General features: G+C 62.6%; 19 protein-coding genes and 4 tRNA genes. 22 read left to right on the top strand and 1 reads right to left on the bottom strand.

What is annotated here, in order from left to right; all coding sequences use genetic code 11:
- Positions 1 to 343 precede the first annotated feature (343 nt).
- The 22 genes from AB5767_RS00905 (at position 344) to AB5767_RS00800 (ending at position 18656) form a co-directional block, all read left to right on the top strand.
- Positions 344 to 416, top strand: a tRNA-Ala gene (locus AB5767_RS00905).
- Positions 417 to 613: 197 nt separating this feature from the next.
- Positions 614 to 689: transfer RNA gene (locus AB5767_RS00900), tRNA-Ile, on the top strand.
- A gap of 573 nt (positions 690 to 1262) precedes the next feature.
- Positions 1263 to 1335 (top strand) — tRNA-Ala (locus tag AB5767_RS00895).
- Positions 1336 to 1410: 75 nt separating this feature from the next.
- The gene (locus AB5767_RS00890) at positions 1411 to 3444 is read left to right on the top strand and encodes an ABC-F family ATP-binding cassette domain-containing protein (protein WP_368131798.1); all 2034 of its coding nucleotides are present in this window, start codon (positions 1411 to 1413) and stop codon (positions 3442 to 3444) included.
- Entirely contained in the window at positions 3431 to 3727 is a 297-nt protein-coding gene (locus AB5767_RS00885) for a hypothetical protein (RefSeq protein WP_055250169.1), read from the top strand. Before AB5767_RS00890 ends, AB5767_RS00885 begins: the two co-directional genes overlap by 14 nt.
- A gap of 9 nt (positions 3728 to 3736) precedes the next feature.
- Complete coding sequence (locus tag AB5767_RS00880; protein ID WP_368131800.1) at positions 3737 to 4420, top strand: site-2 protease family protein; 684 nt, start codon at positions 3737 to 3739, stop codon at positions 4418 to 4420.
- A gap of 84 nt (positions 4421 to 4504) precedes the next feature.
- Positions 4505 to 5314, top strand: a complete 810-nt coding sequence (locus AB5767_RS00875) for a segregation and condensation protein A (RefSeq protein WP_368131802.1) — start codon at positions 4505 to 4507, stop codon at positions 5312 to 5314.
- A gap of 11 nt (positions 5315 to 5325) precedes the next feature.
- Positions 5326 to 6054 carry an SMC-Scp complex subunit ScpB gene (gene scpB / locus AB5767_RS00870; RefSeq protein ID WP_368131803.1) on the top strand — a complete coding sequence of 243 codons (729 nt, stop codon included), beginning with the start codon at positions 5326 to 5328 and terminating at the stop codon, positions 6052 to 6054.
- Positions 6041 to 7015: a pseudouridine synthase gene (locus AB5767_RS00865; protein ID WP_368131805.1), complete on the top strand. Its 975-nt coding sequence runs from the start codon at positions 6041 to 6043 to the stop codon at positions 7013 to 7015. Before scpB ends, AB5767_RS00865 begins: the two co-directional genes overlap by 14 nt.
- 66 nt (positions 7016 to 7081) lie before the next feature.
- Positions 7082 to 7768 (top strand): (d)CMP kinase, encoded by a 687-nt coding sequence (gene cmk / locus AB5767_RS00860; protein ID WP_368131806.1) that lies wholly within the window; start codon positions 7082 to 7084, stop codon positions 7766 to 7768.
- A 3-nt stretch (positions 7769 to 7771) separates the two neighbouring features.
- On the top strand, positions 7772 to 8500 hold the full coding sequence (locus AB5767_RS00855; RefSeq protein ID WP_368131808.1) for a lysophospholipid acyltransferase family protein: 729 nt from the start codon (positions 7772 to 7774) through the stop codon (positions 8498 to 8500).
- Positions 8501 to 8502: 2 nt separating this feature from the next.
- A complete protein-coding gene (ispH, locus tag AB5767_RS00850) occupies positions 8503 to 9402 on the top strand; it encodes a 4-hydroxy-3-methylbut-2-enyl diphosphate reductase (protein ID WP_368131810.1) in 900 nt (299 codons plus the stop codon).
- Between the two features lie 2 nt (positions 9403 to 9404).
- On the top strand, positions 9405 to 10847 hold the full coding sequence (locus AB5767_RS00845; protein ID WP_368131811.1) for a DUF512 domain-containing protein: 1443 nt from the start codon (positions 9405 to 9407) through the stop codon (positions 10845 to 10847).
- Positions 10848 to 10857: 10 nt separating this feature from the next.
- Positions 10858 to 12192 (top strand): ribosome biogenesis GTPase Der, encoded by a 1335-nt coding sequence (gene der, locus AB5767_RS00840; RefSeq protein ID WP_368131812.1) that lies wholly within the window; start codon positions 10858 to 10860, stop codon positions 12190 to 12192.
- Positions 12185 to 12868 carry a glycerol-3-phosphate 1-O-acyltransferase PlsY gene (gene plsY, locus AB5767_RS00835; RefSeq protein ID WP_368131813.1) on the top strand — a complete coding sequence of 228 codons (684 nt, stop codon included), beginning with the start codon at positions 12185 to 12187 and terminating at the stop codon, positions 12866 to 12868. The genes der and plsY overlap by 8 nt, the downstream gene beginning before the upstream one ends.
- A gap of 9 nt (positions 12869 to 12877) precedes the next feature.
- Positions 12878 to 13885 (top strand): NAD(P)H-dependent glycerol-3-phosphate dehydrogenase, encoded by a 1008-nt coding sequence (locus AB5767_RS00830; RefSeq protein WP_368131814.1) that lies wholly within the window; start codon positions 12878 to 12880, stop codon positions 13883 to 13885.
- A gap of 18 nt (positions 13886 to 13903) precedes the next feature.
- Positions 13904 to 14575, top strand: coding sequence for a ribulose-phosphate 3-epimerase (rpe, locus tag AB5767_RS00825; protein WP_368131815.1), 672 nt, complete (start codon positions 13904 to 13906; stop codon positions 14573 to 14575).
- A 6-nt stretch (positions 14576 to 14581) separates the two neighbouring features.
- Entirely contained in the window at positions 14582 to 15760 is a 1179-nt protein-coding gene (locus AB5767_RS00820; protein WP_368131816.1) for a cysteine desulfurase family protein, read from the top strand.
- Positions 15757 to 16566, top strand: a complete 810-nt coding sequence (locus tag AB5767_RS00815; RefSeq protein WP_368131817.1) for a Nif3-like dinuclear metal center hexameric protein — start codon at positions 15757 to 15759, stop codon at positions 16564 to 16566. Before AB5767_RS00820 ends, AB5767_RS00815 begins: the two co-directional genes overlap by 4 nt.
- Complete coding sequence (locus AB5767_RS00810; RefSeq protein ID WP_368131818.1) at positions 16563 to 17282, top strand: zinc ribbon domain-containing protein; 720 nt, start codon at positions 16563 to 16565, stop codon at positions 17280 to 17282. The genes AB5767_RS00815 and AB5767_RS00810 overlap by 4 nt, the downstream gene beginning before the upstream one ends.
- Before the next feature lie 3 nt (positions 17283 to 17285).
- Positions 17286 to 18500, top strand: coding sequence for a bifunctional phosphopantothenoylcysteine decarboxylase/phosphopantothenate--cysteine ligase CoaBC (coaBC, locus tag AB5767_RS00805; RefSeq protein WP_368131825.1), 1215 nt, complete (start codon positions 17286 to 17288; stop codon positions 18498 to 18500).
- Between the two features lie 79 nt (positions 18501 to 18579).
- Positions 18580 to 18656: transfer RNA gene (locus tag AB5767_RS00800), tRNA-Pro, on the top strand.
- A 511-nt stretch (positions 18657 to 19167) separates the two neighbouring features.
- On the opposite strand, the gene AB5767_RS00795 is transcribed toward AB5767_RS00800, so the two are convergent.
- A complete protein-coding gene (locus AB5767_RS00795; protein WP_368131819.1) occupies positions 19168 to 20118 on the bottom strand; it encodes a DUF6273 domain-containing protein in 951 nt (316 codons plus the stop codon).
- Positions 20119 to 20235: the final 117 nt, after the last annotated feature.

Here is a 20235-nt window from a genome sequence, read left to right as displayed (position 1 = left end):
TAGTTTGCCTGTTAGTGAATTAATGTCATTTCAAAACTATGCCGGATTACGGTGCTGGACCCGGACCGGCCGTCCATGCCCTGCATTTCACGGAATGCGCAAGCCGTCTACCTGCGGTTTTGATTTTACCGATGACGGCATGCTCGGGGGGTTCCCGGCCCGGCCCCGTAAACCGGCATGGTTTTGAAATCGCCGGGTCGGCGGGAGCGCGATCGGCCCCGGTAACGGGCCTGGCGCCGGCAGGACGGCCGTTGGGCGGATGGCGGCCCGCGCCGCGACTGCGAAATTTTCCAAAATTGTCCTTGCATCGGCGGGGGAGTTCCCGTATAGTACTTCTTCGCACGGGGGCGTAGCTCAGCTGGGAGAGCGCTTGACTGGCAGTCAAGAGGTCAGGGGTTCGATCCCCCTCGTCTCCACCCGAGCATTGAATGAGGCTCCAACGCAAGTTGGGGCCTTTTTTCATATAGGCACACAAGGTCAAAGGCGGCACCATGATCCTCCTGGTCGACAAGATCGTGCGTTGAACGGGCGCCACGTGCATGGTACTATTTCTCGACGTGGTTCAAGATAGGGACCTGTTTTGCTGGCCTCTATCGCACACGCCATTTTATAAGGGCTCTTGGCGCAACGGTTAGCGCAGGGGACTCATAATCCCTGGGTTCTGGGTTCGAATCCCGGAGGGCCCACCAAAGAATCGAGAAGCCGGGCAAATAGCCCGGCTTCTTTTTGCCATAGTTCCCACTCCATATGCCTGCCAAATTGCTTTGATAAACGTTTGCGGTTCAAATCCACGTAATTGTTAATGCTGGTTGACAAGAACCATTTCAAAACTATGCCGGATTACGGGGCTGGACCCGGACCGGCCGTCCATGCCCTGCATTTCACGGAATGCGCAAGCCGTCTAACTGCGGTTTTGATTTTACCGATGACGGCATGCTCGGGGGTTCCCGGCCCGGCCCCGTAAACCGGCATGGTTTTGAAATCGCCGGGTCGGCGGGAGCGCGATTGGCCCCGATAATGGGCCCGGCGCCGGCGGGATGGTCGTTGGGCGGATGGCGGCCCGTGGGGTGGAAGCGAAAACCGGCGAGCGGCGGAACCCGAGATGCCCTGGGCGCGCCCCGCGGGCCGGATCCGGCATCGCGGGTCCCTTGCCCTCGAGTCCGCGCCGCGCTCTCGTCCCAGCGGCGCCCGCGCCTCCGGAAAGTTTTTCCAAAATTGTCCTTGCATCGACGGGGGAGTTCCCGTATAGTACTTCTTCGCACGGGGGCGTAGCTCAGCTGGGAGAGCGCTTGACTGGCAGTCAAGAGGTCAGGGGTTCGATCCCCCTCGTCTCCACCCGAGCATTGAATGAGGCTCCAACGCAAGTTGGGGCCTTTTTTCATATAGGCACACAAGGTCAAAGGCGGCACCATGATCCTCCTGGTCGACAAGATCGAAAAAAGCTTCGGCGCGCGCGTCCTCTTTAGCGGCGCGTCCTTCCAGATCAACCCCGGGGAGCGCTTTGCGCTCGTGGGACCCAACGGCGCCGGCAAAACTACCATGCTCAAGATCATCATGGGCATCGACAGCCCCGACGCCGGCCAGGTCCAGTACGCCAAGGACTGCCAGGTAGGCTACCTAGAGCAGGAAACCAACCTGGAGCAAAAGGACACCACCATCCTTGCCGAGGTCATGGCGGCCGCCAAGGAAATCCGCCGCATGGGCGAGCGCGCCAACGAGCTGCAGGCCCAGATCACCGAGCTCTCCGAGCAGGGCAAGAACGTCGACGCGCTCCTTAACGAGTACGGCCAGGTCCAGGACCGCTTTGAGCACCTGGGCGGCTACGAGCTCGAGAGCAACGCCCGCAAGATCCTGTCCGGCCTCGGATTTAAGGTCACCGACTTTGAGCGCCCGTGCTCCGAGTTCTCGGGCGGCTGGCAGATGCGCATCGCGCTGGCCAAGCTCTTCCTGCGCCACCCCGACCTGCTGCTGCTGGACGAGCCCACCAACCACTTGGACCTCGAAAGCGTCCAGTGGCTGCGCGGCTTTATCGCTAACTACGACGGCGCCGTACTCATCGTCAGTCACGACCGCGCCTTCATGGACGCCTGCGTCGACCACGTCGCCGCGCTCGAGAACCGCCGCGTGACCACCTACACCGGCAACTACAGCAGCTACCTCAAGCAGCGCGAGGATAATCTGGAGCAGATGCGCGCCAAGCGTGCCGCGCAGGAGCGCGACATCGCCCACATGCAGGTCTTCGTCGACAAGTTCCGCTACAAGCCCACCAAGGCCGCCCAGGCGCAGGAGCGCATCCGCAAGATCGAGCAGATCAAAAAGGAGCTCGTCATCCTGCCCGAGGGCCACAAGCACATCGACTTTAAGTTCCCCGACCCGCCGCGCTCCGGCGATATGGTCGTGAGCCTGGAGGGCGTCTCCAAGTCCTACGGCGACAAGCACATCTACAGCGACATCGACCTCAAACTCTACCGCGGCGAGCACGTGGCGCTCGTCGGTCCCAACGGCGCCGGCAAGTCCACCCTCATGAAGATCCTCGCCGGCCTGGAGCCGCCCACTACCGGCACGCGCGACCTGGGTACCAACGTGGGCATCGCCTACTATGCCCAGCATGCGCTCGAGGGCATGACCGAGTCCAACACCGTCTTGCAAGAGATCGACACTGTCACGCCCAAGTGGACCGTACCGCAGCAGCGCAGCCTGCTGGGCGCCTTCCTGTTTAGCGACAACGATTCCATCGAGAAGCAGGTTCGAGTCCTCTCCGGCGGCGAAAAGGCGCGTCTGGCTCTGGCCAAGATGCTCGTGGCGCCCGAGGCGCTCCTGTGCCTAGACGAGCCCACCAACCACTTGGACATCGACTCGGTGGACATGCTCGAGAACGCTCTGCAAAACTTCCCCGGTACCATTGTGCTGATCAGCCACGACGAGCACTTGGTGCGCGCTGTGGCCAACCGCATCATCGACATCCGCGACGGCAAGGTCACGGTCTACGATGGCGACTACGACTACTACCTCTTCAAACGCGAGGACCTCGCTGCCCGCGCCGCCGCCGAGGCAGCAGGGGAGAGCGCACCTGCCGCGGCCAAGTCCACCAAAGCCAACGCCGCCCAGGCCAGCAGCCCAGCCGCGGCTCCCAAGCCTGCCGAGGGCAAAAAGACCAAGGAGCAAAAGCGCGCCGAGGCCCAGGCCCGTGCCGCGCTCAACAAAAAGCTCAAGGGTGTGCGCAACCAGCTCAAGAAGATCGAGACAGAGCTGGACAAAAAGCGTGCCCGCTATGACGAGCTTATGGAATTGATGGCAAGCGAAGAGCTTTATGCCGATCAGGACAAGTTCAACGCCGCGCTGGGGGAATATAACGGCCTTAAGCAAGAGCTGCCCAAGCTCGAGGACGAATGGCTGGAGCTTTCCACCCAGATCGAAGAGGAGACCGCGCGTGAACTCTCGTAAAGCCACCGCCGTGGCGATGAGCATCATAGCCATCGCTTGTCGCATCTGCGGCATCTTTATGAGCGCGATGACCGTGCTGCTGTGCTTCAGCGGCCTCACCGCCAAGCTGCAGATCGTGGGCTTTGTCGTTGAGCTTTCGCGCGCCCTGCCGAGCGCCATCGCCGGCTACGGCGTTATCACCTCGCCCTTTGGCGGTGTCTTTCGCTTGGATTACGCCATCGTGGCCGTCATCCTGTTTGTGGCCGACTACCTGCTTACGCGCGCCTCGCGCCGCGTCCGCTAGGGGAGTGACATGTCCAGCAGCTACCTCATGAACCTGCTCGCCAGCGCCGCCGCCGTCATCGTGGGCATCGTGATCCACGAGAGCGCGCACGCCGCCGCGGCCTGGGCACTCGGCGATAAGACGGCCCGTTCGCGCGGCCGCGTCTCGCTCAACCCGCTCAACCACATCGACCCGTTTGGCACCATTCTCTTGCCGCTGCTGATGCTCGCCGCCGGCGGCCCGGTGTTCGCCTTCGCCAAGCCCGTGCCCGTCTATCTCAACAACCTCAAGCACCCCAAGCGCGACGAGGTCCTGGTGAGCGTGGCCGGCCCCGCATCGAACATTGCGCTGGCATGCCTTGCGGCCGCTCTCATGCACGCGACATACGGCAACCTCTACACCAGCATGTCCTTTGCTGTGGCTTCCCAAATCATGAACTTCGGTGCCACCTTTATTGTGGTCAACCTGTCGCTCGCGTTCTTTAACCTCATTCCGATTCCGCCACTCGACGGCTCGTCGATCATCGTGCCGTTCCTCAAAGGCAAAGCGCTCTCTAACTACTACCGCCTGCAGCAATACGCCATGCCCATCCTCATCCTGGTGCTGTACCTGTTGCCTATGTGGACCGGCATCGACGTGATTGGCCGGTATTTCGACGTTACCGTGTATCCGCTCGCTGAGCAGCTGCTTAACTTCGCAATCGCCGGCATCTAGGGTAAACTTACAGGTCGACCGCGCAAAACGGTCGTAACATGCACCCAAACCGCGCCGCGAAGGCGCCGTCAAAGGAGGTCGAAGATGTCGTATCGCGTGTCGACGCAGGTCTACAGCGGACCGTTCGACCTGCTGCTGCAGCTGGTAACCCGCCAAAAAGTAGATATCGGCGCTATCTCCATTAGCGAGGTGGCCGAGCAATACCTTGCCGAGGTCGAGCGCATCGAGGCACTGGACTTGGACGTGGCGAGCGACTTTTTGCTGGTCGCGGCAACCCTTTTGGACATCAAGGCCGCCTCGCTGGTGCCCCAAGAGGCCCCCAGCAAATCCGTCGACGATGACGAGTTCGACGAAGACCTCGAGGAACTCAGCGCACTCGACGGCGATGCCCTGCGCGAGGTCCTGATCCAGCGCCTGATCGCCTACAAGCAGTTTAAGGGTGCGGCGGCGGCCCTCGGTGCCCGCATGCAGGCCGAGAGCCGCATGCACCCGCGCGTGGCTGGCCCCGACCCCGAGTTCTTGGGCCTTATGCCCGACTACCTGGCCGGCATCACCCTGCGCGGCCTGGCCGTCATCTGCGCCGACCTGGACGGCAAGCGCCAGACCTTCCTGCTGGAGGCCGAGCACGTGGCTCCGCATCGCGTGCCGCTCGACCTGACGGTGGCCTCGGTCGACCGCTTTACCATGGCGCACCAAACCTGCACCTTCCGCGAGCTGCTGGACGGCGACGCCACCACCGAGCAGCTCGTGGTCACCTTCCTGGCCATGCTCGAGCTCGCCAAACGCGGATCGCTCACGATGAGCCAGGACGAGATCTTTGGAACCATTCAAATCAACCGCGTCGAGGGCGCCGAGGCATACGTTCCCGGCGAGGGCCCCGAGCTCACCGAATAGGAGACGCTAGTATGTCGAACCTTTCCACGCTGGAGGCAAACAGCCTCAAAGGCGCCCTCGAGGCGCTGCTGCTGGTTTCGAGCGACCCCGTGAGTGCGCCTGCGCTGGCCGGCGCACTGGATATCGCCCCCGGCGAGTGCGCATCGCTTTTGGCCGAGCTCAAGGTTGAGTATGAGGAGGCCAACCGCGGCTTTCAGCTGCGTGAGGTCGCCGGCGGCTGGCGCCTGTTTACACACCCTGCCTACCACGACGTGGTCGAGGCCTACGTGCTGAGCTGGGACACGCAAAAGCTGTCGCAGGCGGCGCTCGAGACCCTGGCCGTTATCGCCTACCACCAGCCCGTCACGCGCGAGGTGGTCAAGGGCATTCGCGGCGTCAACTCTGACGGCGTCATCGCGTCGCTCGTGGACAAGGGCCTGGTGCGCGAGCTCGGCCGCGACCCCGAGCGCGGTCAGGCCATCATCTACGGCACGACCAACGCCTTCTTGGAAAAGTTCGGTCTTCGCTCCACCCGCGACCTGCCCGATCTAGAGCAGTTTGCCCCCGACGAGCAGTCGCGTCAATTTATCCGCGAGCGCCTGAGCGGCCGCAGCATTCAGTCCACGCTCGAAGAGCAGGCCGAGGACCTGGACGAAGAGCGCGAGCTGCTCGATACCGATATTGACGATGTCGAGGCAGTCGGTGGCAAGGAATCACTGGCCACTGACGACATTGCGGAGGATACGCATGACGAGGTCTAACGAAGCAGGGGAGACACGTGCCGACGCTGTGGCGCCCAACGCGGATGCGCACAAGTCCGACGCCCAGCCCGTCTACCCGCACACCATGCGCCTGCAGCGCTTTTTGGCGCGCGCGGGCGTGGCGAGCCGCCGCGGTTCGGAGGACCTGATGACCGCCGGCCGCGTGACCGTCAACGGCGAGGTCGCGACCGAGTTGGGCACCAAGGTCGATGTTGATCGCGACCATATCGAGGTCGACGGCATGCCCGTCAAGCTCAACCAGGGTGCCGTGTACCTGATGCTCTACAAGCCGACCGGCTACCTCACCACCATGAGCGATCCGCAGGAGCGCCCTTGCGTGGCCGACCTGGTTCCGCGCGACCGCTTTCCGGGGCTCTTCCCGGTGGGTCGCCTGGACCGCGACACCACGGGCCTTTTGCTCTTTACTACCGACGGCGACCTGTCGCAGGATCTGCTGCACCCCAGCAAGCACGTCTACAAGACCTACCAGGCGCTGGTGGACGGCAACCTGACCGATCGCGACCTCACGCCGCTGCGCCGTGGCATCGAGCTCGACGACGGCTTATGCCAGCCGGCAATCTGCCGCGTCTTCACCGCACGCGAGGCTGAAGCCGTGGCTCCCCAGGGCGTCAAGCCCGGAACCACCGCCGTCGAAGTCATCATCCGCGAGGGTCGTAAAAACCAGGTCAAGCGTATGCTGAGCAAGATCCACCACCCGGTGATTCGCCTGCACCGCTGCAACTTTGCCGGCCTGGAGCTCAAGGACGTGGCCAAGGGCTCGTGGCGCGAGCTCACCGACCGAGAGGTACAAATCCTCAAGGCCGGCGGTATCCCACCCAAGCAGGCCAGCTTCAAGCGCGGCGCCGCGCCGGCGACCAACACCGCGAGTCGCACGCGCCATCACGGCAGCCACGGCTCCGCGCCCAAGCGCAACACCTACCGCGAGCGCTACACGAGTTAGCCAGCCCATCAATCCGCAGCGCCCGCGTCCCATACCAGCACGTCAACCACCGAAAGGAAGCATTGCATGATCGTCGCCATCGACGGCCCCGCCGGTTCCGGCAAGTCCACTATCGCCAAGGAGATCGCCCGTCAGCTGGGCTTTAACAAGCTCGACACGGGCGCCATGTATCGCGCCGTCACTTTCGCCGCGCTCGACCGCGGCATCGACCTGGACGACGAGGCGGCCATTGACGCCCTCGCCGAGCAAATCGAAATTCGCTTTACCAACGGCACCGGCGAGGACACACGCCTGACCATCGACGGCAAGGACGCCTCGGCAGCCATCCGCACCCCGCAGGTCGACGCCAACGTGTCCAAGGTCTCGGCCTACCCGGGCGTGCGCGCGGCCATGCTCATCCATCAGCGCCGCGCCGCCGAGGACCGCGACATCGTCGCCGAGGGTCGCGACATCGGAACCGTCGTATTCCCCAACGCGCAGGTCAAGGTCTTCCTGACCGCCGACCCGCGTGAGCGCGCCCGTCGCCGCGTGCTGCAGCGCCATCAGAACGATGCGCAGCCGCTCACCACCGAGCAGCTCGAGTCCGAGGTCGACGAGACCCTCGATGCCCTCAAGCAGCGCGACAAGCTCGACAGCAGCCGTGAGGTCGCGCCGCTCGTGCCCGCCGAGGACGCCGTGCATGTCGACTCCACCGCCCACACCATCGACGAGGTCGTCCACATTATCGAGGACCTCATCAACCAAAGGAGGTAGCCCATGCGCCTGTTTAAGCAGACGCCCGAGGATTACTACAACGCCCCTTATGCCGAGTTCCCCGCGCTCATCCGCGGCACCGTCTTCGTGGTCATGGCAATCCTTTGGGCTTTCTCAAAGCTCATGTGGCGCTGGAAGGTAGAGGACGCCGATCTGCTGTTTGAGCGCCAGGAAGGCCACGGCAGCGTGGTCATCTGCAACCACACCTCGATGGCCGAGCTCCTGGCTGTAGAGACGGCGCTGTTCTTTGGCGGCCGCCGCATTCGCCCCATTTTTAAGTCCGAGTTTGCCAAGAGCAAAATTGTGCGCTGGGCCTTTAGCCGCGTGGGCGGCATTCCCGTCGAGCGCGGTACCGCCGACATGAAGTGCCTGCGTGCCGCCCAGCATGCGCTGCAGCGCGGCGAGGACGTCCTGATCTTCCCCGAGGGCACGCGCATCCGCTCGCGCGAGATCAAGCCCGAGGTCCACGGCGGCTTTGCGCTCATCGCCCAGATGGGCAAGGCGCCCGTCAACCCCCTCGCCATCTGTGGCTGGTCCGACATCACGCCTGCGGGCAAAAAGATCATGCGACCCAAGAAGTGCTGGATCCGCGCCGGCAAGGCCATCTCGCTTTCAGACGCACCGGCCGGGCTTAAGCGCACGGAGCGTCTGGCCTGGTTTGAATCCGAGGCCATGGACCGTGTCTACACCATGCGCGACGAGCTATGCAACGAGCATCCGGGCAGGTTCTAGCCATGAGCAAGAACGTTATGGGCACCACCGCGACCGCGACCGATCAGGACGGCGCACCCACCATCGAGATCGCAGCCCACGCCGGCACCTGCTACGGCGTGCAGCGCGCGCTCGACATGGCGCTGGCTGCCGCGCCACAGACGGGGGATGGCTCTCGGGTCCACACCCTGGGGCCGCTCATCCATAACCCCATCGTGGTGCGCGAGCTCGCCGAGGCCGGCATTGGCTTGGCCGAGACCCTGGACGACGCATTGTCCGGTACCGTAATCATCCGCGCCCACGGCGTGGTGCCGCAGGTGATCGATGCGGCTCACGATCGCGGTCTTACCGTGGTCGACGCCACCTGCCCCTACGTGAAAAAGGTCCACGTGGCTGCCGAGCGCCTGGTACACGAGGGCTACCACGTGGTAGTCGTGGGCGAGCCGGGCCACCCCGAGGTCGAGGGCATCCTGGGCCACGCCGGCGATGATGCGCAGGTCGTAAGCTGTGCCGCCGACGCCGATGAGCTGTCGCTCAAGGGCAAGGTGGGCCTCGTCGTGCAGACCACCCAAACCGCACAGAACCTCGCCGAGGTTGTGGCTGCCATCACGCCGCGTGTGCAGGAACTGCGCGTGATCAACACCATCTGCGCCGCTACGAGCGAGCGCCAGCAGGCCGCCGCCGCACTTGCCGCCCGCTGCGACTGCATGGTCGTAGTGGGCGGCAAAAACTCCGGCAACACCCGCCGCCTGGCGCAGATCTGCGCAGACGCCTGCGAGTACACGCATCATATCGAGGAGGCAAGCGAGCTCGAGGCCGCATGGTTTGCCAGGGCGCGCCACATCGGTATCACCGCCGGCGCCTCCACCCCGCAAGAACACATCGAACGCGCCGTCACGCGCATCAAGGAGCTTTGCCGCTAATCATGGACCAGACCGTACCCGCATACGCCGCCGAGGTGGCCGATTACGGGCGCAGCCGCGACCCCGAGCCGGGTGAGGGCGCGCTCGTAAAGAGCGTGCGTCCCGAATCGCCCGCGTGGGATGTGGGTATCGAGCCGGGTATGCGCGTGCTCACGGTCAACGGTGAGGCGCTCACCGACATGATCGTGTGGCTCTGGGAGGCCGACGACGACACCGTCGAACTGGAGGTTTTCGACCCGCGCGACAACAGCGTTACCCCCGTCGAGCTCGACCGCTTCCCGGGAGAGGACTGGGGCCTTGAGTTCGATGGCCCCATCTTCGATGGCATGCGAACCTGCGTGAACGCCTGCGTGTTCTGCTTTATGACCATGCTGCCCAAGGGCGGCCGCTCAACGCTCTATATTCGCGATGACGACTACCGCCTGAGCTTTTTGCAGGGCAACTTTGTCACGCTCACGAATCTCACCGACGAAGATGTTCAAAACGTCATCCAACGCAACATGAGCCCCATGAACGTGTCGGTCCATGCCGTAAGCCCCGACGTCCGCCGCCGTATGATGGGCCGCAACGCCCAGCGCGGCATGGATGTACTCGAGGCCATCATGGCCGCCGGCATCGAGATTCACGCGCAGATTGTGCTGTGTCCCGGCATGAACGACGGCGAGGAACTGCAAAAGACCCTGCGCTTTTGCGAGGAGCACGAGCAGATTACGAGCCTGGGCATCGTCCCGCTGGGCTTTACCAAGCACCAGAATCGCTTTACCTGGTCATACAGCGACAAACCTGAGCTTGCGCGCGAGACCATTGCCATGATTCGTCCTTTCCAGGATCGAGCCTACGAGCGCTTTGGCCGCCACACCTTCCAGATGAGCGACGAGTTCTATCTGGACGCCGGCATCGATCCTCCCGAGGCAGACTTCTACGACGGCTACCCGCAGTATTACGACGGCATCGGCATGATCCGCTCGTATCTGGACGAGACCGACGACGTGCTTGCCGCCGACGCCGAGCGTCTGGCCTGCGTCCGCGAGGCAATCGCCGGGCGCAGCCAGCGCCTCTTATGCCTTTCCGGTGCCAGCGCGCGCGACACCGTAGCGCGCTTTGTGGAGTCTCCACAGGGCCTTGCCGGTACCGTCACGGCCATCAAAAACCGTTACTTTGGCGGCAACGTGGACGTGACCGGCCTCATCGTCGCCTGCGACATCTTGGAGCAGCTGCCGCAAGACCTGTCGGGGGTTATGCTCTTTGTGCCTAAGCTCATGTTCAACGCCGATGGTATGACCCTTGACGAGTATCATCGTGACGAATTACTCGCAAGCCTTACCGGTCGCGGCGCCGAAGTTCATGTGGTATCGACCATGCCGCATGAGCTGCTCGATACCCTGGAGCACATCCTTGGCACAACGCCCGCCAATTCAACTATTCCCGCTGACCCTACCCATTAAAGGAGAGCAGATGAAACCTATCGTCGCCGTCGTCGGACGCCCCAACGTGGGCAAGTCCACGCTCGTTAACCGCCTGGCCCAGACCTCGGACGCCATCGTCCACGAGTCCCGCGGCGTCACGCGCGACCGCTCGTATCACACGGCCGATTGGAACGGCCGCGAGTTCACCATCGTCGACACGGGCGGTATCGAGCCGCTCAAGAGCGATGACGTCTTTGCCACGTCCATCCGCGACCAGGCCCTTGCCGCCGCCGAGGAGGCCGCCGTCATCCTGTTTGTGGTCGACGGCCGCACCGGCGTCACCGAGGAGGACGAGTCGGTCGCCCGCATGCTCAAGCGCTGCAACAAGCCGGTCTTTCTGCTGGTGAACAAGCTCGACAACCCCGATCGCGAGAATGACAACATCTGGGAGTTCTATTCCCTCGGCATCGGCGAGCCCACGCCGCTCTCGGCCCTGCACGGCCACGGCACGGGCGACCTGCTCGACGACATCGTAGCCCTGTTGCCCGAGGAAGAGGACGAGGTCGCCGACGCGTTCCCCGATGCGCTGAATGTGGCCATCATCGGCCGCCCCAACGCCGGTAAGTCCTCGCTGTTCAACCGCATCCTGGGCGCCGACCGCTCCATCGTGTCCAACATCGCCGGCACCACGCGCGATGCCATCGACACCGTCGTCGAGCGCGACGGCAAGCACTACCGCATGGTCGACACCGCGGGCATTCGCAAGAAGAGCACCGTGTACGAGAACATCGAGTACTACTCCATGGTCCGCGGTCTGCGCGCCATCGACCGCGCCGACGTGGCGCTGCTCGTCGTCGACGCCTCCGTGGGCGTCACCGAGCAGGACCAGAAGGTCATGGGCTTGGCCATCGAGCGCGGCTGCGCCATCGTGGTGTTGCTCAACAAATGGGACCTGCTCGACGACGACCGCAAGCGCGAGGCCTGCATGGAGACCGTAGACCGCCGTCTGGGCGTCATGGCTCCCTGGGCCCAGTACCTGCGCATCTCTGCCCTGACCGGCCGCAGCGTCGAGAAGATCTGGGCAATGGTAGACGCCGCCGAAAAGACGCGCTCGCAGAAGATCAGCACCTCGCGCCTCAACACGTTCCTTACCGACCTGCGCGAGTTCGGTCATACCGTGGTGGACGGCAAGCGCCGCCTGCGAATGCACTACGTGACCCAGACGGGCGTCAACCCGCCGACGTTCACGTTCTTCGTCAACCACAGCGACCTGGTCAACGACACCTACCAGCGCTACGTCGAGAACCGCATGCGCTCGACCTTCGATTTTTCCGGCACGCCCATTCGACTCTTCTTTAGGAAGAAGGAGCAAAAGGATGCATAATCCGATTCTTCTGACCGCCATCTGCGCCGTGGTCTCGTTCTTTATCGGGGCGATTCCGTTTGGCCTGATCCTGGGCCGCGTGTTCAACCACACCGACATTCGCAAGGCGGGCTCCGGCAACATCGGCACCACCAACGCCCTGCGTGTGGCCGGCCCCAAGGTGGCCGCACTCACGCTGCTGCTCGACTGCCTTAAAGGCGCCATCTGCGTCCTTATCGCGCGTCCGCTCATTGCGAGCGTGGGCTATGGCTTCCCCGTGAGCATTATGGCTCCCGGTGCCGCCGGCGACTGGATGCTCGGCGTCATTTGCCTGGCTGCCGTGTGGGGACACATCTTCTCGCCCTACCTCAACTTCCATGGAGGCAAGGGTATCGCCGTGGGTCTGGGCGTTATCCTCGCATGGTACTGGCCCATTGGTCTGTCGCTGCTGGGCATGTTTATCGTGGCCGTCGCCATCACCAAGTTCGTGTCGGTGGGCTCGCTTGCCGCGGCCATCGGTCTTCCCATTGCCGCTTGTGCGGTCTTTCCGTACAGCAGCCTAGGACTTAAGTTTTGCATGGCGATGATCGGCATCACCGTGGTGTGGGCCCATCGTGCGAACATCAAAAAGCTCATGACCGGTAAGGAGTCCAAGCTCTCGTTTACCAAGCGCGTCACCGAGCCCGACGATAAGTAGGAGAGAGTCATGAATGTTGCGCTGATTGGCTCTGGCTCTTGGGGAACCGCCGTCGCCGGCCTTGCCGCCGCTCGAGCCGAGCGCGTGACCATGTGGGCCCATAGTGAGCAGACGGCCGCCGGCATTAACGGCGAGCACCGTAATCCCCGCTATCTGGTGGACTACGAGCTGCCCGGCAACGTTGTCGCCACCATGGACCTGTCGCAGGCACTCGACGGCGCCGAGGCCATCATCTTTGCCGTGCCCTCCACGCACCTGCGCAGCGTATGTCATCAGGCAGCACCTTTCATCGCCACCGACACCCCGGTGCTCTGCCTCACCAAGGGCATTGAGCCCGAGTCCGGCCTACTCATGAGCGAGGTCATCGCCAGCGAGATCGGCAGCGAGGCGCGCGTGGCGGCGCTCTCGGGCCCCAACCATGCCGAGGAGATCTGCCGCGGCGGGCTTTCTGCCGCCGTCATCGCCAGTAAAGACCAGCAGGTGGGGGAGACCTTTAAGGAGCTGCTGCTTTCCACGGCCTTCCGCATCTATCTGTCGCAGGACATGACGGGCGTCGAGGTCTGCGGCGCCATGAAAAACGTCATCGCTATCGTATGCGGCATCTCCGCCGGTACCGGCGCGGGCGACAACACGCTTGCCCTTATCATGACGCGCGGCCTGGCCGAGATCAGCCGACTGGTGCACGCCCGCGGCGGGCAGGCCATAACGTGCATGGGACTCGCCGGCATGGGTGACCTCATCGCCACCTGCACCTCGGAGCATTCGCGCAACCGCACCTTTGGCTACGAGTTTGCCCACGGCGTGTCGCTCGACGAGTACCAGGCGCGCACGCATATGGTGGTCGAGGGCGCCGTCGCGGCCCGGAGCGTCAGCGAGCTCGCCCGTTCACTGGGCGTAGACATTCCGCTCACCTTTGCCGTGGAGCAAACGCTCTACAACGGTGTTACTTTGGATAGGGCGCTCGAGATTCTTACCGACCGCGTCCCTTCTCAAGAGTTCTACGGACTCACCGACTAGCGCAGAAAGGCTTCTACCATGGGTTCCATCAAAATCGCTCCGTCTGTCCTTTCGGCCGACATGGCCAACCTCAAGGGCGAACTCGACAAGATCGCCGGTGCCGACTACGTGCACTTCGACGTCATGGACGGTCACTTTACCGGCAACCTCACCTTTGGCGTCGACATCCTCAAGGCCGTCAAGCGCTCCACCGCTGTACCGGTCGACGCGCACCTGATGGTGTCGAACCCCGACGAGACCGTCGATTGGTATGCCGATGCTGGCGCCGATATGATCACCGTGCACTATGAGGCCTCCACGCACCTGCACCGCACGCTCACCCATCTGCAGCAGCGCGGCGTCAAGGCCGGTGTGGTGCTCAACCCCGCCACCCCCGTCTGCGTGCTCGAGAGCATCTTCGACGTTGTCGATATGGTGCTGCTCATGAGCGTGAACCCCGGCTTTGGCGGCCAGAGCTTTATCCCCGGTACTATCGCCAAACTTCACGAGCTCAAGGCCATGTGTGAGCGTCACGGCGTGTCGCCACTGATCGAAGTCGACGGCGGCATTTCTTCCAAAAACATCGCCGAGGTCGTCAAGGCCGGCGCCAACGTGCTCGTAGCCGGCTCCGCCGTATTTAAGTCCGAAGATCCCGCCGCCGAGGTTGCACTGCTGCAGAAGCTGGGCAACGAGGCTGCACAGGAGGCATAAACCCTTATGACCGCAGGTCAAAACCGCATACCCGTGAATCTTGACTATGCCGCCTCGACGCCCATGCGCGCCGAGGCGCTCCTTGCGCAGCGCGAATATGACGACAGCGAGCTTGCCGGCGTCAACCCCAACTCGCTGCATTCGCTCGGCCGTAAGGCCGCCGCGCGCCTGGAGGTGGCACGTCGCGAGATTGCCCGTAGCTTTGGCGCGCGCGTTCGCCCGTCCGAGATCATCCTTACCAACGGCGGCACCGAGGCCAACCAGCTGGCGCTCCTCGGTCTTGCCGAGGGCGCTCGTCAGCGCGACCGCAAGCGTAACCGCGTGATCGTATCTGCCATCGAGCACGATTCGATCCTGTACAACCTGCCGCTGCTGCGCGCTGCCGGCTTTACCGTCGACCTAGTGCAGCCCTGCCGTGCGGGCTACATCGAGCTTGCCGCGCTGAGCGACTTGCTCGGCGACGACGTCGCGCTCGTGAGTATCATGGTCGCCAACAACGAGACCGGCGTGGTGCAGCCTATCCGCGAGCTTGCCGCGGCTGCGCACACCGCAGGCGCCCTGTTCCACACCGATGCCATCCAGGGCTATCTGCATATTCCGCTCGATGCCGCCGAGCTGGGTGTCGACGCCATGTCCGTCGCCGCCCACAAGATTGGCGGTCCCGTTGCCTCCGGCGCGCTCTACGTTAAGACTCGCACGCCGCTGCGCCCCCGCATCTTTGGCGGCGGACAGGAAGCCGGACGTCGCGCCGGTACGCAGGACCTGCGCACGCAGCTGGCCTTTGCTGCTGCCGCCCGTACGCTGGTGCCCCATGTGGCCCAGGAGCGCGAGAAGCTGCAAGCCGCATCCGACAAGCTCTACGCCACGCTTACGGCCCATCCGCACATTCACGCCACCATGGGCGACTACGCGCAGGCAGATCGTCTGCCGGGTATGGTTTCGATCTACGTCGACGGCATGGACTCCGAGGAGCTCATCATCAAGCTCGACGCCGCCGGTTTTGAGGTGTCGGCCGGATCGGCTTGCTCGAGCGGCAGCATGGACCCGAGTCACGTGCTCAGCGCCATGGGCATTGGTCGCGAGCAGGCGCTGGGCGCACTGCGTATTTCCTTCGATGACCGCGTGAATCCGAGCGATCTGGACGACTTTGCCCAGACGCTGCTCTCGATCGTAGGTGCCGCATGATCGTCGCCGAACTTGAACGCGCGCTGCTGGCGCGCTACCCCAAGGCGGATGCCGAGGGCTGGGATCATGTTGGGCTATCTGTGGGAGATCCCGCTGTAGAGATCACCGGTGTTGCCTGCGCACTCGACGCGACCGAGGCCAACGTGCGCCGCGCTCTCAAGGCCGGCGCCAACGTGCTGCTGACGCATCATCCCATCTATATCAAGGCGCCCGAGGCCTTTTGTCCGGCCGCATCCGCGCGTCCCCAGTGCAGCGCTGCGCTGTACGAGGCAGCTCGTTGCGGCGTGAGCATCATCTCGCTTCACACCAACCTGGACCGCTCGTATGAGGCTCGCGTTTGCCTAAGTACGCTGTTGGACGCCGCACCCGCAAGCTCACTGGAGCACGTGGACGACCCCGAAGCGACCGGCCTGGGCGCGCTTGCAACGCTGAACGACCCCTGCAGCCTGCGTAACCTTGCCGCGCGCGCCGCAGCGGCGTTTGGCAGCGACCCCCGCGTATGGGGCGAGGCCGATTACCCGTGCCGGACCGTTGCCATTCTGGGCGGCTCCCTGGGTGACTTTGGAGAGCTTGCCATCGCCGCGGGCGCGGACGTTGTCGTGACGGGCGAGGCGGGCTACCACGTAGCGCAAGACCTTGCCTTGCGCGGGCTGCCAGTGGTTTTGCTCGGCCATGACCGCTCCGAGGAGCCGTTCGTGGATATCTTGATGAACTCTGCGGTTGACGCCGGGGTCGACCCCCGTCATACGATTAAAATACTGAACCCTTGCCAATGGTGGACTGTGACAAAAGGAGAGAACTTATGAGCGCCGGCGCTACGCTACTCAAGCTGCAACAGATCGATTTGGAGCTCGCCCGCAACAAGAGCGAACTTGCCAATATGCCGGAGCTCAAGGAGCTCGCTTCCAAGCGCAAGACCTATGTGAAGCTCAAGTCCGAGATGACCAAGCTCTACGCCCAGCGCAAGGACCTGGACATTGAGCTCGACGATCTCAACACCACCGAGATTCAGACCAACAACGCCATCGAGGCTGCCAAAAAGCGTCACGTCGACGGCTCCGACTACCGCGAGGTTCAGGATCTAGAAAACGAGCTCGCCACCCTGGCCAAACGCCTAGACAAGATTGAGCACACCCGCAAGGACGTTGTTGTCGCTCATAAGGAGGCGCTCGACCGCGAGGCTCGCGCGCAGGCCATCATCGCCAAGTTCGAGGAGGGCGTAAAGGCCGATACCAAGGCTGCTCGCGCCAAGGCTACCGATCTGCAGGCTCAGATCGATGCCGCCACTAAGGAGCGCACCGCGCTTGCCGCCACGCTGCCGACCGGCGTGCTCACCGACTACGAGCGTCTGCTCAAGCAGTTCCGCGGCCTGGCCGTCGAGACCATCAAGGGCAACATCCCCACGGTCTGCCACACCGCGCTGCAGGCGTCGTCCATGAGCGACCTCAACCACGACGGCAGCGAGATTACGCACTGCCCGTACTGCCACCGCCTGCTGGTGCTTCCCAGCAAGGAAGCTTAAATGATGACGGCGGCACCCAACAATTCAATGCAACTTGAGGGAAAAACGATCCTGCTGGGTATTACCGGCGGGATCGCCGCCTATAAGTCGTGCAATATCGTGCGCCTGCTGCAAAAGCGCGGCGCCCACGTCAAGGTCGTTATGAGCGAGCATGCCACGGAGTTCGTGGGCCCGCTTACCTTCCGTGCGCTCACCAACGAGCCCGTTGCCGTGGGCCTATTCGACGATCCCTCCGACCCCATCCACCACATTTCGCTGGCACAGGAGCCCGATCTGGTGGTCGTGGCACCCGCGACGGCCAATATCATCGCCAAGATGGCCAACGGCATCGCCGATGACCTTATTTCCACCACGCTACTAGCCACACCGCGACCCATCGTGATCGCACCCGCTATGAATAACGGCATGTGGAAGGCGCCGGCGACGCAGGCCAACATGGCCACGTTGCGCGAGCGCGGTGTCCATGTGGTGGGTCCGGGCAGCGGCTACCTTGCCTGCGGCGACGTGGACACGGGACGCATGAGTGAGCCCGAGGATATCCTCGAGGCTGTCTGCGAGGTGCTCAACCCCGCGCCTCAGGACCTGGAAGGTAAGCGCATCGTGATTACCGCCGGCCCCACGCACGAGTCGATCGATCCGGTGCGATTCATTGGTAACCGCTCTTCGGGTAAGATGGGCATCGCCCTGGCGGGGAAGGCTGCTCGCCGCGGCGCCGCGGTCACGCTTGTGCTGGGACCGACATCACTCGATGTTCCTCACGGCGTGAAGTGCGTGCGCGTGCAGACCGCCGCAGAAATGCTCCAGGCGGCGCTGAGCGCCTTCCAGACGGCCGATGCGGCAATTTGTGCGGCCGCCGTCGCCGACTATACCCCCGCCACCCCTGCGGACCATAAGCTCAAAAAGTCCAACGAACGCTTGGATCGCATCGAGCTTGTCGAAACGGTCGATATCTTGGCCGAGCTCTCACACCAGAAGGGCGAGCGATGCGTGATCGGCTTTGCGGCCGAGACCGATAACGTTGTCGAGTACGCCGAGCGCAAATTGGCACGCAAAGGTTGCGATGCCATTATCGCCAACGATGTCTCGCGCGCCGATTCAGGCTTTGGTACCGACACTAACAAGGCCTGGATTGTGAGCACAGCGGGTACACAGGAACTTCCCGTGCTAACAAAACCCCAGCTCGCAGATACAATTTTGGACTTGCTTCAAAAATTGTAAAAAAGTTCTTGCACAAGTCTAAAGTTTCGGGTTAATATACTTCCTGTTGCGAGCGAGAGCAGAGCAACAAAAAAAGCTTCGGGACGTGGCGCAGCTTGGTAGCGCACTTGACTGGGGGTCAAGGGGTCGCTGGTTCGAATCCAGTCGTCCCGACCAGAAGTTTCGCAGGTCAGGCACCTAGTGCCTGACCTTTTTTGTTTTAAGCAATTGCTTAATTTTGATTAAGCAACAGGGTGCCAAAAATCTACCTGCGCGATAATCGCTTTTTGCGGTTACTTGCGCGTTTTGCACGCGCTTGAGCCGATTTATTAACGCGACATGAATCTACATACGCGTAGCTGGTATACAGACGAGTACAGGCTGTATTTATCGCGGCGATTTACGCAGATATGGCGACTGTAACGAACTAGTGTGTCGCTGTATTTAATCCAGCAGTTCACTTGATCTGTGGACAAGTGAGCGGTTACAACAAAACGCCAACCAGGATGGACTCCATACGAGGATGCCGCAAAGGTAATGGCGGGGAAGTGCGGCAGGCGCTCTGAGAGCCGCTGTATGACCCCATTTCTCCTCAACCCGATTACCTGTACAATGAACCTCGAATTGTTTGAGTAATCGCCACAAGAAAAGCCCTCGCAGGATTGCGGGGGCTTTGCGATGAAAGAGATCAGAAGCAGAAAGCGGGGAGGACATAAAACGAGTCCGCCGCGCTGTAGCTGTAGCAAATACCGCCGCTTTGAACATAGCGAAAGGATGTGGAGCTGCGCGGTCTCACGGAACGAGTCCAGTGGCTATAGCCTGATGCACCGGAATAGTTCGACCTCGTCACGCCCTTGGATTTGTAGCACTCGTACTGGATGCCGTCAGATTGCATATCCCCGTATACTTCGGTTGCCGAGAGCAGAAAAACCTTGTCGGTCGTCGCCGAGGGGGCACCGCCCCCGTTACCGCCAACGTTATCGGTTGTCTTTGTGACGGGTTTCACCTTTGACTGGAGCTCGCTGGGCAGGAGCAACCAGAGGTCACCGCTGTTGAGGCGGGTACGGAGCTCGGACTTATCCCAACCACCGGCATTGGTGTCCGTAGCGTTCATTCTCTGGCTACCCAAGGCAGAGTTGGTCGCCTCGAACGTCAAGCCTGCCATGCCGCTACCATCGGCCAAGTCGTCGTGGTTGATGCCGATGATACGGTACTCGAGCGTCTTGCCATTGGTCAGCTTCATCGAGAACTTGGTGCCGGCATCCATGGCGGCCTTGGCCTTGGCGTAGGCGATAGACGATGTACCGTTCTTGGCAATGTCTTTGGCAACCGCCTCCTGCTCGTCGAGGGTCCAGTCCTTCGCGTCCTTGGCGATGGCCACCTGGACGGCCGCGGAATCGGCGCCTGCGGAGCCGCCACCGGACGCGCCTCCCTCGACGCCGCCGACCGTCCCATTGTTCACCGTGTTGCCGACCAGGTTGGACTGGTTTCGGATGGCTCCGGCCACGCCGGGTCCCGCGAACACGATGACCAGGCCGATGACGGCAATGATCAGGACGTACTCGATAATTGATTGCCCTCGGAAGCGGGTCGTTTCAGGAGCGACCCCCCCCCGAAGGTTAATTGCCGCTGCATGCATATACGGCTCCCTTCACTCGGGGTTTGCAATACGAGCCGAGCGTAGGGCTATTCCAAGTATTTGCAACGGTCTTGCCGCTGCGGCAACGATGACGGCAGGGGAGAAAGTCATGCGCTA

Origin of the sequence: Collinsella aerofaciens, assembly GCF_040926265.1 — a bacterium.
Classification (GTDB): Bacteria; Actinomycetota; Coriobacteriia; order Coriobacteriales; family Coriobacteriaceae; genus Collinsella; species Collinsella aerofaciens_BB.
The sequence above is the reverse complement of the archived record's forward strand: the minus strand, read 5'-3'. Positions and strand labels throughout refer to the sequence as shown.